The organism is Paenibacillus sp. FSL W7-1088, assembly GCF_037969855.1.
In the GTDB taxonomy this organism is placed as follows: Bacteria; Bacillota; Bacilli; order Paenibacillales; family Paenibacillaceae; genus Paenibacillus.
Map to the genome: position 1 here is coordinate 4364923 of NZ_CP150216.1, position 15934 is coordinate 4380856.

The window sequence follows — 15934 nt, forward strand, 5'->3', positions numbered from 1 at the left end:
TCAACCGCCTCCCACAAAATGTACAATTTCAATTCGGTCTCCGTCTCTTAAAGTGGTCGTTTCATGATATTCCCGCGTTAAAATTTGACGATTCAACTCAACCACGACGGTTTTTACTTGCAAATTAAATGAATGGAGCAATTTGTCCACACGATTTAAGCTATCTTCAATTTGCATGGTTTGTCCGTTGACAATGATATTCACTGCAACATCTCCTTTGTGTTCAAACGTTCTGGACTAAGGTCCTGAATCCCCAGCTCTTCCGAGGTTTTGCCACAAATCAAGTCAGCCATGAGGCTCGCTGTAATCGCACTAAGCAATATGCCGTTACGATAGTGTCCAAAAGCAGCGAATAAACCGGGAACACTTTCGCAAGCCCCCACATAAGGCAATCCATCCGGAGTCGAAGGACGGACACCCGCCCACGCTCGGATAAAATGGGCTTCCTTTATGCCAGGTATCCAGTTTGTTGCAGCTGCAAGCAGCTTCTGAATGCCTTGCACCGAAACGTTCATATCTGTTCTTCCAGGAAGGCTTGTTGCACCGATCCATACTTCTCCATTAGCTTTGGGAACAATATATATATCCTCTGCATACACCGTTTTGTCTGGCCTGTACCCGGCATGGTGAGGTGAAAACTGCACGGCTGCAATCTCTCCCTTTACTGGTAAAACAGGCGATTTCAGACCCACATGTCTCATCAATTCTTCACCATGTAACCCTGTAGCAATAATGACATTTCTCGATGTCATCGTTCCTATTGAAGTCTCGATCCCTTGCACTCCATTCACATCCGTATGCAAACGGACATCCTGTACACCTTCCATCACCCTTGCACCCATGGCTTGAGCAGATCTGACATAAGCCTGCGTTAAGTTGACAGGAAGAACCTCGCTCTCGGAAGGTCTGTAAAATGCTCCATACGTATCCCTGTTTAACCATGAAGCTTCCTGTTGGACAGCGACACGATCCCACCAAATATGTTCTGTAGATAAGGTAGACCATCGATTATTCTTGTAACTGCTGACCTCACTGTATGAGCGAAAAGGAGTAATAAAACCTTGCTGTTGCAGCCCCATTTCAACGCCGCTAAGCGCACTGATTCGTTCCTTCTGCTCATGAAGCAAAGCTCTGCTCTGCCGGGCAAGCTTTGCCATCACAGCATGAGTAAATTCCTCACTGTCAGCGGCAAGCATGCCTGCGGCTGCACAGGAAGTTCCACCAGCGATCCGAGCACGCTCAACCAGAAGAACGTCATAACCTCGGGTAGCGAGTTCACATGCGATAGCACAACCGATAACGCCTCCGCCTACAATAATGGTTTCTGCATGAAGCTTGCCTCGAAATTCTGCTCCAACTTTACTCCTCGATACTGTGCCTGGATGATACCCTGAACGATTCCCGCTTCGGCTTCTTGCTTCCTTTCTCATGGCATCATCTCCTTGGTTCGGCGTATTTCTCTGAATCCGTAATCGCCAGTCGCAATGCAGCGGCAGCCAGTTCCGGCTGATCATTCGTCCAAATCGACGAAATCACAGCGGCTCCACGGGCACCAGCAGTTCGAATGGCAGCAATATTCTCCGTTGCAATCCCACCAATCGCGATGACCGGAATTGAAACTTTAGCGCATACCTCTGCTAACGAAGCAAGTCCCCTGGGCTCGAAATTTGGTTTACTGGGTGAGGCATATACATGCCCGTAAAAGAGATAATCCGCTCCACGTTCTTCTGCAACTTTTGCTTCTTCCAGAGAATGAACCGATACTCCTACGCGAAGCCGATTGTTTCTCCTCAACACATCCTTATCGTATTTCCGAATAACTGCTTGACCCCAATGCACACCACCAAGCAACGCATGATGATCAAGCTGAGTGGAGCCATTCAGAATGATTCGGTTAAATGGGACACCTCGTGTTCTGAGACTTTGCGCCCAATACATCTGTTGCTCAAGGGGCAGCTTTTTTTCCCGTATGTGGATATAATCGACCCACCGCCATATATCCTTAGCAATATTCAGAAAAGAGTCCAAGTCTCCTGTACCTGGTGAAACCACATGCAGTTCGAATAATCGTGTTGTTAACTGTTCGTGGAAGATTTCCGTCCTGTTCACCCTCCTCTTGTATGATTTAAGCGGATATAAAACAACAAAAAAGCCACTCCCGTAGGGGAGTGGCCACGAATTTAGAATTCATGGATCAACTGAATGACTGTCGCATGGGATTACTCTATATATACATAATGCATAACAACTACAGAAACCAACATAGTCGCAACGCTGTATACTTAGAAACCGCATGAATCATCTTGCAGGCCATATCGCAAAGTTATCGATAACGCCCTTTGTCATTAGCTGAAACGCGCCACTTCCCTACGCTGGTATGATCCAGATCAGGTACAAAGGGTCCGGAATCGCATTCTTCCATCTCAGCCGCATCGTGCGGCCCCCCTAGTGTTCATATGAAGCTGTAGCCTATGTTACCATAGACACCTTTTTTTGTCACCGTACATTTCCAATTATTACGTTATTGTTTCTCGGACCAAGCTTCAACATCCCACGTTTTGGTAACCCAATCTTCATAAAAATCAGGTTCATGGGATACGAGCAGCACGGTACCCTTGAATTCTTGCAAGGCACGTTTCAGCTCTGCTTTGGCCGTTACATCCAAATGGTTTGTAGGCTCATCGAACAAAATCCAGTTACTTTCACGCATCAGAAGTTTACACAAACGAACTTTGGCTTGTTCACCACCACTAAGCGCGTTAAGCGGACGGGTGATATGCTCATTTTTCAATCCACAACGTGCGAGATGCCCCCGGACTTCATTCTGTGTCAGATGAGAAAATTCATTCCACACATCTTCAATCGGGGTAATGTTTCCTGCACGTACTTCCTGTTCGAAATAGGCTGTCTCCAAATAGTCACCCAAGAAAGTCTTACCGCTGATTGGTGGGATTTTTCCCAAGATGGTCTTGAGCAGTGTGGATTTACCTACACCGTTACAGCCAACAATGGCAATTTTCTCGCCACGCTCAATCGTCATCGTCATTTTGGGCAATAATGCATACGAATATCCAATTTCAAAATCAATGCCCTCAAAGACGATTTTACTACTCGCCCGGGCATCCTTGAATTTAAATGTGGGTTTGGCCGCTTCGTCTGGACGATCGATCCGTTCGATCTTGCCGAGCTGCTTCTCACGGCTCTTGGCACGACCGGAAGTAGAAGCACGGGCTTTGTTCCGCTGGATGAAATCTTCCTGCTTCTTGATATACTCCTGCTGTTTCTCATAAGCATCAATATGCTGCGCCTTATTCATGTCGGCCATTTCAAGGAATTTGTTATAGTTCGCTGCATAACGCGTCAACTTGGCAAATTCCAGATGATAAATAACGTTAACGACCTCATTCATAAACTCCGTATCATGCGAAATCAGAATAAACGCATACGGGTAATCCTTCAGGTAACGCGTCAGCCATTCAATGTGTTCCACATCAAGATAGTTCGTTGGCTCATCCAGCAAAAGAGCAGTTGGTTTTTCCAGTAAAAGCTTGGCAAGCAATACCTTCGTACGTTGACCACCACTAAGCGCGGCAACGTCACGATCCAGACCGATGGCGGACAAGCCCAGTCCATTTGCCATCTCTTCCACTTTCACATCAATCAGATAAAAGTCACCTTGCTCCAATTGCTCCTGAATGTCACCCATTTCTTCCAGCAACAATTCGAGTTTGTCCGGATCGGCGTCTGCCATCTGATCGGTAATGGACATCATTTCTTTTTCCAACTCAAGCAAGGGCTGAAACGCATCCTTAAGCACATCACGAATCGTTTTTCCAGGTGTGAGCTTGGTATGCTGATCCAGATATCCATAACGAACTTTGGGGGTCCATTCGACCTTCCCTTCGTCCTTTAACAATTTCCCGGTAAGGATGTTCATCAGTGTGGACTTTCCCACACCATTAGCACCAACAAGGCCTACACGCTCTCCGGCAAGTAAACGAAAAGATACATTTTTAAATAACGTGCGGTCTCCAAAATTATGACTCACGTTCTCTACTGACAATAAACTCATAAGATGAGGTTGCTCCTATCTATTGGACATTACTATCGTTCCGAAACCCTATTTTAGCACAGGTGTCGCCTTTTCTGAAAGTAATGCAAACATCTCATGCAACCTCGCTTTTATATTTCATATAAACTGCCTTTAATTATTTGAACAGCTATACTCAAAATACCCTTGCGCTGCCGCTTGTTTGGCATTTGTAAACACTTCTTCAGCTCTGTAACCATTGTTACATGTGGATGGGTAATAGTATTTAATCCCACTTACCGGATCAACTCCGCCAACAATCGCCGTTTTCTTCACCAGTCTGCCACCACCAATGGCATAGTTGTTAAACTTTTGATTACCTACAGGAATTCCCTGAATAAACGCCATAAGCCCCGTGTCATTAATTGAATTGTACCAGTCTTCCTGAGAAATCAAAGGCATGGTAAAGGTATAGGAAACACCATTCCTTCTTGCAAACTCATTATGGCGGTTAATAACATCTGCCAAATCTTCCTGCACACTTGTCACGATCCGGCTTCGTCTGACCTGCTCAAACGTCTCGGCATTCTGAAGCAGGGGGATTTGCGTGCTGGAGGCCAATTCTTTCTGGAAACCCTCCACCCACTTGCCCAAACCTGCGTCATAGGCATACACATACCCATCGAGTGTGAAATTAATACTGTTACCATTTGAATCAGAATATGTATAGGGCTTTTTGGGACTCCAAACTTGCCGGAATGACTCTTCAAGTTTTCCGGTCATTTCTGTTTCGATCGCGAAAATATAATAACCATCATAATCCAGCACGACTAATGCTGGAATGTAATTGAACATGGCCCGTATAGCAGCAGGATCATTTAAAATCCCCATATTTAGCGCCATTGTTTGGGTAAACGTAGCTAAGGCGAGCTCTTTGTCCGCTTTTACAAATTTGGTCGAATCATATCCTGCTTCATCGTTTTGCTTCTCATTTTGATGCATCACAGCCCCTGCATCCAGTACGGCACTCTGAAGTGCCATCTTATACCGATCGCTTAAATATTGAGCCTCTTGAGCACTGTTTGTATTGTGAGAGATAACCCAGAATATAGGTGAAAAGATAAGTACAAATACAATGGAGAGATCAGTAATCTTCATTAAGCACCATACCTCCATATGTGGTAAACACCGCCGCAGCCTGTGCAGACCCGTTCAACCACTCACGAATCAGCATGGCAGGTGTGCGATTGGTATTTTTGATGGTTACTGTGAAGAAATCCCCCATTGCCAGTGTATATCTGCGCCCAGGATCGTCTAAAGCCTGCACACCGGACGAAGGAAACAGCTTTGCTTTAATTTGGGCTGCATAGTAGCCATCTTGTACAGTTTCATAGGTACCAGAGAATGTGCTCTGATCCATTGTATCTGAGTAATGAGGAACATATTTTTTGTGCAAGTGCTCCATAGAAATCTCATAGACGTTCCCCGTTCGAGCCATCTGTTCTTCGAACTCTGCATACATGGCAGGGGAAATGTATCCCTTTGTTCTGACCGCATCAACAAAACGGGTAACCGTCTGAACTACGGTCATACGTGCCATGTCATCCTGTCGATCAGCAGTTTCTGCTGCCGGGTAAACATAAAGCAAAATCACTGCCAGCAAAACAGCAAGCAGCTTGGATGCAGCATTAATCAAGGTGTACTGGCCTCCTTCCAAAATGCAATCTTCAGCAGTTCGCCAGCCTCACTTCTTATGAACTTGGGTGTATACGATGCAGCAAGCTGGACAGGAATAGTTTCTTTTCTGTTTACAAGGGGATCAATGACATATGCAATCCCGTCCACCTGCACGCTGACTGTTGTCCCTGTCATTTGCCTCACAGTGTGTAACACTTCCGCACCACTATAACGGATTGGCTCGCTTATATGCAGCGTGGTATTCAACCGTCCTTCCATGTCTGCTGTCGTCTGTACCAAGTGATTCAAAGCGTCTGATAGAATTCGAACATTCTGCTGCCCGTACAGGCAGGCTGTCACAAATAGGACAACCGCCGTACAGAACAACATGAGCTGCTGTGTATTCTGGGACATGTTAAACCAACTCCTGTCAGGATTGCTGGAAAATAAGCCCTCTTACCACATTGGATTTGTCTTTTACGATAATTGCTTTGAATTTACCACTTGGATTGACATATTGATTGTCTTTTTCACTCATGGTCTGGTTGATAACACCCACTTTCTCGTCAGGTTTAATAACAGAACCATAATCTGCATTATTGAGATCCTGGGAGATGTTCAACTGATTACCGTACCATTGTCCTCCTTTATTTTTACCTGTAATCACTTGAATCCCGAACTGGTCTTTGTCCGCATATTTACGCAGCGCGTTTGTGACTTGTGACCCACTAATGGTAGTTCCGTCATATACCGTAAATGCAGCTTGGGACAATTCGGTCTGGATATCGGCAAAATTGTTTTGCGCCGTTTTGGTCGCCTCCTGAGCCGAAATAAACAACAGAACTACAATTGTAATAAGGGCGATGGTCAGAAAGATGCCTGCTGCCACCTTTAAAGCGCTTGATGCATTGTTCATGATAAATCCTCCTGTATCGTTTTTAATTTATTTCAGACTGTGACGTAATGGTCGTTACAGTTTCTGAATCTGTTCATAATAAATGTTCATTTGCAGGAAACTCATACCTACCAACGGAATGACCAGATAGAGGAAGATCAGGGCATACATCGGTGTAAACCCGATCATTCTTCCCCATGATGCTTTAACATCAATCATCTTGGTGTATTCCTGCTTCCTTTGTTCAAAATAAAAGGCCATCATGCTTTCCAGATCATCAAATGCTTCTCGAATCGAAATTTTCCCAAGTGCAAGTTGCAGCTTATCAACCAGACGCTGAAATTCAGGCAGACCTGCTTCTTCTTTCAACTGTTCAAGTGCATGCTCAGGCCCATGTTCAAAGTGCAGCAGACATTTTTGCAGCGGCCTTTTGAAAATAACAGCAAAGCGATTGAGCCATTCCAATATCTCCTCTACAGACATACGGTCCATCTCTCGCAAGATCGAGATAACCGTCTGAAACTGATAGATTTCATGCCTCATGTCCATACTTCTCATCTTGCGCTGGAACATCATTAGCCAGATCGGCATGTGATAACCCGTTATACCTACCAACATTGCAATAATTAATTCCCACCAGTGGAGGTATTGCTTGTTATAGCCTTCCAGCTTCTGCAGAATGCGTGCAATAGTTTCAGTCTGTGTGTCATGATCCAGTTGCACGGGATTTACGGACTGCAATGCTTTCGAAATCTCATCAAAAGTTGCACCCCGCTTCATTTCGATGCGCTCGAGTACAGCTTTATCCAAGCTTGTCTTTTCTGTAGCCTGCTTCAACTCCTCCTCTCCCATCGCTCCAAACATCCGGTCATCTCTCACGGGATCATATAAGATATGATTTCGTTCAACCTGATGCAGCACCAAGACACAGCCAATGGTCAGCACAAAACAACTTGCAAATAACATCAGCCTTCGTATAGCCAGCCATTCATATTTCAGTTCCGAGCTGCTTTCCCGCATCAGTCTTACGGTTTGACTGTAATTGGTACTGCCAGGTTTGGGCGCAAACAACATCGCCACCTTTCGAATGAACGTCTGCTTGTATAGGAACTGATCCATTCTGGAGTGTTTGCGTCCTGTCCGATAGCGGGTTTCATCATACTGCTGAAGTCTTTGCAAAAGCAGGTAGGCAAGTATGATAATGACGTAGATCGATATTTTGGTTACAAACCCGATTTTGCTGCGATAGAATTCATCCATAGTTGGAAAACTTCCCCTAGCCCAACGTTCAATTGGAGCTGTGAACAGGACGGGGGCCAGGGCGATGATATTCAACCCTTTTAACAGATAGTCCAGTTTGTCCCTCCGCAAAATCTCAAGATGAATTTCCTGCGTCAGATTCCCCAGGCCTTTCAAGTAAATCGAACCTTGTGCTCTGTCTTTATCTCCGAACTCCATCACCATATATGAAATACCGGCAAAACCTTTAAGAAAGCGATTCGGCGCAATCTCATAGTACCGTTCCAAAGCTTCGTTCGGATCGGGAGAAGTCAATGCTTCATAGATCAACAGCACTTGATCAGCAGCCTCTCCTTTACCTGCTTCCGCTGCTTCATACAGTGCTTCCTCTACCATTCCATGCTGATGATACCGATGTCTCACGTCGGCAAACAGGTCCAGCATCTGTACCAACAGTCGTTTCTCCATACGATTCAAACACATATCCAGTACAAGGCTGTTCAGAACGACAGCGCAGAGTACCGACAATATAACAAAGGCGATACCCGGCTGCATAAGGAAAAGAATTACACTGATACTCCCGTATCCTCCGAGGATCATTAGAACCACGCTCATCGTCATTCGTCTTAAAGATGGTTCGTCGCCGACATGCCTGAATGAAATTCGTTTTTGTACTTGCATAATATAGGAAGAGAATAGCGGCACTTTCATTCCCCAGCGATAAGACTGTAACAGGAACGATCCCCACCGCAGCATACGATTGCCGTTAAGTGTAGCGATCCCTATGGATTTAGTTGCAGAGTCACCTCCTCTGTGACGTAACAGGTTCAGTACAAGTAGCGTGATTATCAAGCCACCTGCACATATCCCCAGCACCAAAAGAAGAACAAGCTTAACGGTCATAGGTATCACCCCAATGTTGCTTGATGAACTGTTCGAAGAGCGCAGCGTCCTGTAGTGTCATCTGATCCCGCATATCCGTAATACTTTCTATGGAGATCGGAGCTGTGACGACGTAATTGCCATCTCTGTACTCGATCACATTACGAAACGAAAATCCAGCCCGTTCTTCCACGCTATCCCCTTTATTCGCACGTGGCAGACACTCTGTGATTCGTTCGATATATCTTCGACCCTCTGCGTCCTTTTTCATATGTACATCAAAATTAATGACACTTACTACTTGCTCCTCGGCAATATGTTCATGTTGAAACATACCTGTTTTGAGCAGTGAATTACGGAGGGAGAAGACCAGATCGCGAAACGTTTTGGCATGATGGGTAAACAGGGTGAACAGACTGGCAACTTGGGACATCTGAATCATCCATGCGGCTACTTCGTCACTTGCGACCTCACCGAGAATATTTACAGTACCATCGGTCTTTTTCTGTAAATCCAGTCCCTGTTGACCAGATATGTGCTCGGTCTCCCGGAAGCTTAGAATGTTACGTCGACTGTATATACGCCGCAGCTGTAACTCGAAAGCCATCTCCTGTACACGCAGGGTATATGAAGCATAAATATGCTTGACCATTGCCATAAGAAGCGTCGTTTTACCCGACCCCTGTGCTCCTGTTACAGCTGTAATTCGACTGCCTTTCATCAAATACTGCAGCAAATTGATTGGCAAATCTGCGTTGTTACCAGTAATCAGCTGTTCAAGTGAAGCATTAGGAATATCGAATTTCCGGACAAAGAATGCCCATGATTCGGCAAAGGGAGGACGCACAACAACGACGCGTGATCCGTCCTTCATCTCGTTTACCTTATATCCATTCGCTTCCGAAAGCTGTCCCGGATAGTTGTATTTATAAATATTTTGACATACCCTCTTCAGTTCACGGATACTGCCAAATGACAGGAAGGGCAGATGAATGGACTTACCTTTATAGAAAATCCAGACACTTTCCATTCCACTAAGCGGTTCTTCGAGGGGAGCATCTTCAAGTCCATCCGCGAGCAGATCATTCCACAAAGCTGGCTGCCGTAGCCCCATATCCTGAAGGGCATCCAGCATGCCGCTCACACCACCACTAACGCCATCTATTCGTTGATCTCTTATTTCATCAACCACCGAGAAGCCTTTGTAATGTTGGTAGATCCGTTGAACGATGATATCCGTTTTTTCTCTGAAGCCAAGCTCTCTGTACTCACATTCAAACACATATCGGATATCCTCCTCGGAGATATAGTAACTTCCTCCGTCGTCTGCACCTTCACCCAGCCTCAGTCTGCCAAGATCATAAGTGTCTATCATGCGCGACAAAGCATCGACACCAAATTGCTGCCGGTATAGATAAAACACGATTTCGAATTGATCCTGAACCGTCAGTAACTCAGTGTCTCCAAAATAAATGACTTCATCGATATTTGACTTATTCAGTCCTAGGCTGCGGGTAAGCAGATCACCTATCAGATTTTTGACATATGTTTTGTCACTGATGCTTCCTGATACACAACCTTTAAGCGCCTTGCGCATCTCGGCACGCTGATTGATTCTTCGCCGATACTCTTCTTCATGTAATCCGGCATCCGCAAGTTGACTATGACTAAGCTCATGAAGCGAGTTCTTTACTTTCTCCGTCAGCAATTCAATTGTGAAGGATTCGCGCTCAGGAGCACGGTTATTCTTTTCACGATGGGAAGCTCTGAACTTGAACCAAACATACGCAAGGCATAACAGCAAAACTAAAATTAACCATAGGGTATTCCAGAGCATCAGAGTTCAGGCTCCCCTTTCCAACCTCTTTAGTACGGTTCGCATCCCCGCCCCGTCCATAATGAGGCGAGCAAGTTCAGCCATACTTGCGGCAAAGCTCCCTTTACGCATATCTTTATTGTTGCTCAGACCTTCCAATTGCAAGTACGCTGCCGCATCACGACGATTGAAGGCATCCAGAAATCCGGTGGTATACGGCAACACCGATATCGATCCTTTGTATCGAAAACGCCGACGAATATTGGTAATGGTTGCGTGTGAATGTGGGTCATACTTATTCAGTACCACATGCAGCTTCTGATCACCCAGGCTTTCGGGTCTGATCTTTTCAAAAAAATACTCCAGATCCCTCATATTTTGATTTAGGTTCACCACAACATAGCCGGCTTGATCCAGCAGAACCTGGTCACGTATACCTGCACGGTCTGCATCCAGTAGAACTAGATCATAATATTCATTGGCTACGTGCAGCAGCGTTTTTAATGTCTCTACATGTTCTTCTGAGGAACGCTCCAGCCTGTTAATTCTGCCAGTCAACAAATCCAGACGATCTTTAAGGAGCGGCTTGGTGTAGTCCCTCAAATTATGCTTGTTCAGACTCCCGCTGATATGCAGCCGTTCCACAGCATCCCAACCCCCTTCCTCAAACGTGAATGCTGATCCCGTGTCCTCTATTTCTTTAGGTGGAAGGGCAGCTTCTGTGCTGCTCCCGACTGGACCTGTATTTACAAGTAAAATTCTTGTCCTATATTGTAGTGCCATCGCATAGGCGCTGATTAGCGCACTTGAGGTGCTGCCTGTTCCTGCAAAAGGACTCCAAAACGTAATGCTGCTCATGCCCTCATCCTTTCAGCTTCTTTAATGGCCCTGCGACTCTGGACATTTTCCCATCCGGTCAACTGCTCCACTAACCTGCATAGCGATCTTTTATAGTTCCGTGACAATGGCCCCAGGCGAATACGACGATGATGCTCGTTTTCCAGTTTGACTGCTGCAGTCAGTTCATCCCAAGGCAATATCAGCGATTCTCCTGCCCATACAAATGGGCTGTCTTCCAGATACGCCCACAAATATCGAGCTTCCAGTTTGCAATCAACGGCATTAATCAAAATGCGCTGAAATGGTAGTTCTGCTGGCAGGGACTGCTCCTCAAGCAAACGCTTGAGCCACCCTTTGCCCCGTTCCAGATTGTAACGTTCATAGTCACTGACCCAGACACGAGTATCTGCCATGAGCCATAGTTCACGTGATGCAAAGTGCGATGTTTCCATGTCGTAAAGAACGTAATCATAACTCTCTAATTTCTCGCCATTCGCTTCAAGATGACTCTCAACCGCTGTTGAAGTTACGAACTGACAAGCGATATCAAAACCTTCAAATTCTGTAATACGCAGAGATTGCTGACTTTCCCCAACGCTGTATCCATATTTCTGTTGTAATGTTCCATCAACAAGCAAGACACGTTTACCGGAGGAGGCTAGTATTTTGCAAAGGTACAGCATCAGGTCATTCTTCTCGCATAACCCGGCAAAAATCCATGTTTGCATAGCTATCAAAGCTCCTTCATGTTACTTTTATACGTTGTTAAATGAATATTAATTGTTCTTCCTGCGTTTTACTCCCCGCCCGTCAGCAAGCTTTTCTGCTCATCCGTACTCGAAGCTGACGCAGAAGAATCATTGCTGCCACTTCCAGTCGCTCCACCGTTACCTGAACCGTCATTCCAGATGACCCCATCAGTAGATGAAGAGTTATTCGCTCCAGGGCGACTATTATATGAAACGGAGGACTGCGCAACGTCCTGCTCCACACCTTGGGAAGGCGCTGATATGGACGCGGCGAGTGAGCTTTCTAACGAACTTCGTACCTGCCGCGCCAACTCCACTTCAGCCCGACGTACAAGATTAGGATCACTCTCCAGCAATTTTAACACCTCTTTGTTGGCAGGGTATGTCGGGATCGCTGGTGTCTGGAACTGTGGTTCTACGTAGGTTAAGGCATAGATTGAAGCTTTATGTAAATAGGCATCTACAATTGCACTTGAAAGGGACAGGATCTCCTCCTCCGTCATCGTAATCCATAGTGTAGCTGCATTTAATCTTTCGACTTTCTTTTTGGACAGGAGAATGTAGTCTTGACCCGTTGGAAACTGAATACGAATATCAATGATGTCTCCCTTAATAAGTGAAGAAGGTAATAACACAACCTGTAGTTCACGGTTTCTTAAATCCGGCGGTGCCGGGGTATCTTCATACACCATTTCAGTTGTAATGGCTGTTCCCTTTTTTAATTCTATTTTCGCCACTTGACCATCCATCTGCTTGGAGCTGGACCACAGATTCCTTGGTGCCTGTGCATCTGGAACGGCTATGAGTTTGATATCCTCGGGCAATATCGGCTCTCCTGCTTCAACATCCCGTATTGTCACCCATCCCTGTGCCCCTGAGTTCCACTGCTGCATCAATTCAGCTTCTTTTTGTTCGTAGGCTGATGAATAACGGGCCTCCACTTCAGTCCTCGTATCACTCATGGTTTTGACATTGTAAATGACATATGCCCCAAACAACAAACCAATTGCTCCTGCTCCCGTCAGCCCAGCATAAATCAGTTGACGGCTTTGTTTTCTTAATTTAGACAAAAGAGGCTCTCCTTTCGCAATCTCTTCTAATCATGTACTCTTTTTCTTGCAAAGAATGAACGTTTCTTGGGAAGCTGCCCAATCATATGAGTCAGAATATGAGCAAAAACCTTATCCATCTGTGGTTCACGATCAAAGGGATCGATATGTAAAGGCAATCCATATACACTGGAAGTGTCCAACGTTTTGCGCATGCGCTGAACGGCGTCAGCAGCTGCCAGTGGCAGACAGTAGATCCATTTGTCTCTTGGGTACCGATTGTGTGAACGGACAAAAGAACCAATCTCCGCTTGTCTCCATTCGGCTCCCGAACCTATAACAATGGGCAAGTCGGCTCTAAGAAACTCTTCAAGCCGGTTCTGATCCTGACCACTGCCCAGATCCATCACAATGAACTGATAGCTGCCTCCCAATAAAGATAGAATGTCTGCTCGTCCCGATTGTTTCCAGTAATGTACACCATCTACTGAAAACTGTCTGCCTGCTGGCACGGGTTTACCTGCATGCGCCACTTGTTGAATCCGTGCAAACGATTGGGAACGTGGTGACATCTCGATTATGGCCACTTTGAAGTTCTGCCGCTCCAGATAGTGACTGATGGCTATGGCCGTATGTGTAACTCCAACTCCAGATGATGCCCCCGTCAAAGCGATCACTCTTGTCCCTCCGCTTATCGTCACCGTCGTTTCTGAACTTACAGACGCTATTCCCGGTCTGCGCAGCAGCTCCTTACGAACTTCATCAGCCGATTGAAAGCGTTCATTCGGATTCAATCGCAACAGCCTTCTCACAACAGGAATATAGGTACGCGGAGCATCACTGCGAATGGAACTCTCTACTCCCTGAATCCATTCCGTATATGTCCCACAAGTCATGAGATAGAGCAGCAATGCTCCAAGCCCGTACAGGTCAGAACGCGCATCCGTCTGCCCTGAACCATATTGTTCGGGTGCAGCGAAGCCGGCCGTTCCCAATTTAACCGTATCATCGACTCTTTGTGCTTTATAACTCCGCGCTATCCCAAAATCAATCAGTCTGACTTCATGTTCCGGTGTAATCATAATGTTGGATGGTTTCAAATCCCGGTAGATGACAGGCGGGTCCAGACTGTGCAAATAACTTAATACATCCAGCAACTGAAGCACAAACTCCGTCATATGTTCAAGCGGAATCTTCCCGCGGCATTGCTTGAAATAGTCACTAAGTGTCAATCCCTCAATGTACTCCATCACAAGATAGGTATACCCGTGCTCATCCGGAACAAAAAAATCTACGATTTGCGGCAATCTGGGATGCCTCAGAGATGTAAGAAGAGCAGCCTCCGACTCCATACTGCCTTCGTATGGCATCGCCGTCACGCTTTCTTTGATCGCCCAGGTTTTGCCTGGCAATTTCAAATCCTCTGCTTCATATACATGGCTCATTCCACCCGAACCGAGAATGGACACGATACGATATCTTCCTCCCAGCAGGCTTCCACGCTCGAGCCTGGCCGGATGTCTCATATAGACTCCTCCTTATGTGCAAAACAAAAAAGGGAAAGCTTCACCGAAGCGGAACAGACCGGATATCCGGACTCTTCACTTCGGGATGCTTTCCCTCAACTTGTTATGGTTAATATTGGTATCATTATAGTATAGGCAATAAGGTATTGTAAAGCATAAAATTTAACGCCCTTAATATCTTAATACTTAATCATGTATAGCGTGATTTCTTCACGGTTATGAAACAACTGTTTGGAACGCTGAATCTGCATCCGGGAGCGCTCAAATGTATCGATGACTTCTTTAATCAACGCAAGCGGCTTCTTATGCAGTAACTTCACGGTCACAACTGCTGTTCCCCCTGATTGAAGGCTGTATAACAGGTCCGATATAAGACGGCTCATCAGCTTGGGACTCCAGCTCATATCACATACGAGCAGATCGAATTCTCCTTCGCGGAAACGTACATCACCTGCATTTTTTTTCAAAAAGGTGAGCTTAGGCGATTCCAGCAGGGTTGCATCCATCTTAGCCGGATCAACAGCTGTAACTTCAAGCCCGCGCTCAAGCAGGAAAGAGGTCCATCCACCTGGTGCAGCACCGATGTCCAATGCTTTGTGAAAAGAAGTAAAGTCGATGCCGAATGTCTGCTCCGCTTCAAGCAATTTGAATTTGGCCCGAGAGATTTGTCCCTCTTCCTTCTGAAAACGAACTGCTCCGCCACTCCAGTCCGACAGATTTTGATCAGGTCTGGATACACCAGCATATAACATATCATCCGCAACGAAGACAGATATAACATGATCCGCATCACGGACAACCCACTCACAGCCAAGGTCATCCAGCTTCTCAGTCAAGAGCTGTTTCAATGAAGCAGCGTTTTCCTGCCAGAAGGCACCTTCGGTTTTACGAACCTGCAATGCAACTTTAGTGCCTGTTAACTCCGTATGGTTCAACACAAATGAAATCAATTTTTCCATTGCTTGCGCTGAATCTTCCGTATTTTCCTGAAATTGAACAGGTTGAATATGACGTAAAAACGTCGGGCTTTCTTCCAAAAGCTTGATCGCTACCTCTTCTTCCGCAATCGGAAGACCGGCAAGCAGAATTTCACCTGGTACGAGTACCGTGCTCTTAACTGCCCCAAACGTACGGCGCAATTCCTCCTGAGCATAGGGCGCAAAGCCATGATTGGCTGTGCAGATAAAACGGGAGAAGTCTCCTTCACCCCAAGATGACTGTGTACTCAAAA

The 15934-nt window shown here is 45.8% G+C and carries 15 protein-coding genes and 1 riboswitch; all 15 genes read right to left on the reverse strand.

Features of this window, described 5'->3' with window-relative positions:
• Positions 1–204 carry a sulfur carrier protein ThiS gene (gene thiS / locus MKY42_RS19505; protein ID WP_090899859.1) on the reverse strand — a complete coding sequence of 68 codons (204 nt, stop codon included), beginning with the start codon at positions 202–204 and terminating at the stop codon, positions 1–3.
• Complete coding sequence (gene thiO, locus MKY42_RS19510) at positions 201–1430, reverse strand: glycine oxidase ThiO (RefSeq protein WP_339844062.1); 1230 nt, start codon at positions 1428–1430, stop codon at positions 201–203. Before thiO ends, thiS begins: the two co-directional genes overlap by 4 nt.
• Before the next feature lie 4 nt (positions 1431–1434).
• Positions 1435–2109 carry a thiamine phosphate synthase gene (locus MKY42_RS19515; RefSeq protein ID WP_177185742.1) on the reverse strand — a complete coding sequence of 225 codons (675 nt, stop codon included), beginning with the start codon at positions 2107–2109 and terminating at the stop codon, positions 1435–1437.
• A 238-nt stretch (positions 2110–2347) separates the two neighbouring features.
• Positions 2348–2457: riboswitch (TPP riboswitch) on the reverse strand.
• Between the two features lie 64 nt (positions 2458–2521).
• The gene (locus MKY42_RS19520) at positions 2522–4072 is read right to left on the reverse strand and encodes an ABC-F family ATP-binding cassette domain-containing protein (RefSeq protein WP_339844065.1); all 1551 of its coding nucleotides are present in this window, start codon (positions 4070–4072) and stop codon (positions 2522–2524) included.
• A gap of 132 nt (positions 4073–4204) precedes the next feature.
• On the reverse strand, positions 4205–5188 hold the full coding sequence (locus tag MKY42_RS19525) for a hypothetical protein (protein WP_339844067.1): 984 nt from the start codon (positions 5186–5188) through the stop codon (positions 4205–4207).
• On the reverse strand, positions 5175–5726 hold the full coding sequence (locus MKY42_RS19530) for a hypothetical protein (protein WP_339844069.1): 552 nt from the start codon (positions 5724–5726) through the stop codon (positions 5175–5177). Before MKY42_RS19530 ends, MKY42_RS19525 begins: the two co-directional genes overlap by 14 nt.
• Entirely contained in the window at positions 5723–6121 is a 399-nt protein-coding gene (locus MKY42_RS19535; RefSeq protein ID WP_090899877.1) for a hypothetical protein, read from the reverse strand. The genes MKY42_RS19530 and MKY42_RS19535 overlap by 4 nt, the downstream gene beginning before the upstream one ends.
• Positions 6122–6137: 16 nt before the next feature.
• Positions 6138–6623 carry an ABC transporter permease gene (locus MKY42_RS19540; RefSeq protein WP_076289114.1) on the reverse strand — a complete coding sequence of 162 codons (486 nt, stop codon included), beginning with the start codon at positions 6621–6623 and terminating at the stop codon, positions 6138–6140.
• 54 nt (positions 6624–6677) lie between these two features.
• Positions 6678–8744, reverse strand: a complete 2067-nt coding sequence (locus MKY42_RS19545; protein ID WP_339844074.1) for a hypothetical protein — start codon at positions 8742–8744, stop codon at positions 6678–6680.
• On the reverse strand, positions 8734–10560 hold the full coding sequence (locus MKY42_RS19550) for an ATPase, T2SS/T4P/T4SS family (RefSeq protein WP_339844076.1): 1827 nt from the start codon (positions 10558–10560) through the stop codon (positions 8734–8736). The genes MKY42_RS19545 and MKY42_RS19550 overlap by 11 nt, the downstream gene beginning before the upstream one ends.
• Positions 10561–10566: 6 nt before the next feature.
• Complete coding sequence (locus MKY42_RS19555; RefSeq protein ID WP_339844078.1) at positions 10567–11397, reverse strand: hypothetical protein; 831 nt, start codon at positions 11395–11397, stop codon at positions 10567–10569.
• Entirely contained in the window at positions 11394–12107 is a 714-nt protein-coding gene (locus tag MKY42_RS19560; RefSeq protein ID WP_339844080.1) for a hypothetical protein, read from the reverse strand. The genes MKY42_RS19555 and MKY42_RS19560 overlap by 4 nt, the downstream gene beginning before the upstream one ends.
• A gap of 68 nt (positions 12108–12175) precedes the next feature.
• Positions 12176–13198, reverse strand: coding sequence for an SAF domain-containing protein (locus MKY42_RS19565; protein ID WP_339844082.1), 1023 nt, complete (start codon positions 13196–13198; stop codon positions 12176–12178).
• 26 nt (positions 13199–13224) lie between these two features.
• Complete coding sequence (locus MKY42_RS19570; protein WP_339844084.1) at positions 13225–14703, reverse strand: serine/threonine protein kinase; 1479 nt, start codon at positions 14701–14703, stop codon at positions 13225–13227.
• Positions 14704–14882: 179 nt separating this feature from the next.
• On the reverse strand, positions 14883–15932 hold the full coding sequence (locus MKY42_RS19575) for an SAM-dependent methyltransferase (protein WP_339844086.1): 1050 nt from the start codon (positions 15930–15932) through the stop codon (positions 14883–14885).
• Positions 15933–15934 lie beyond the last annotated feature (2 nt).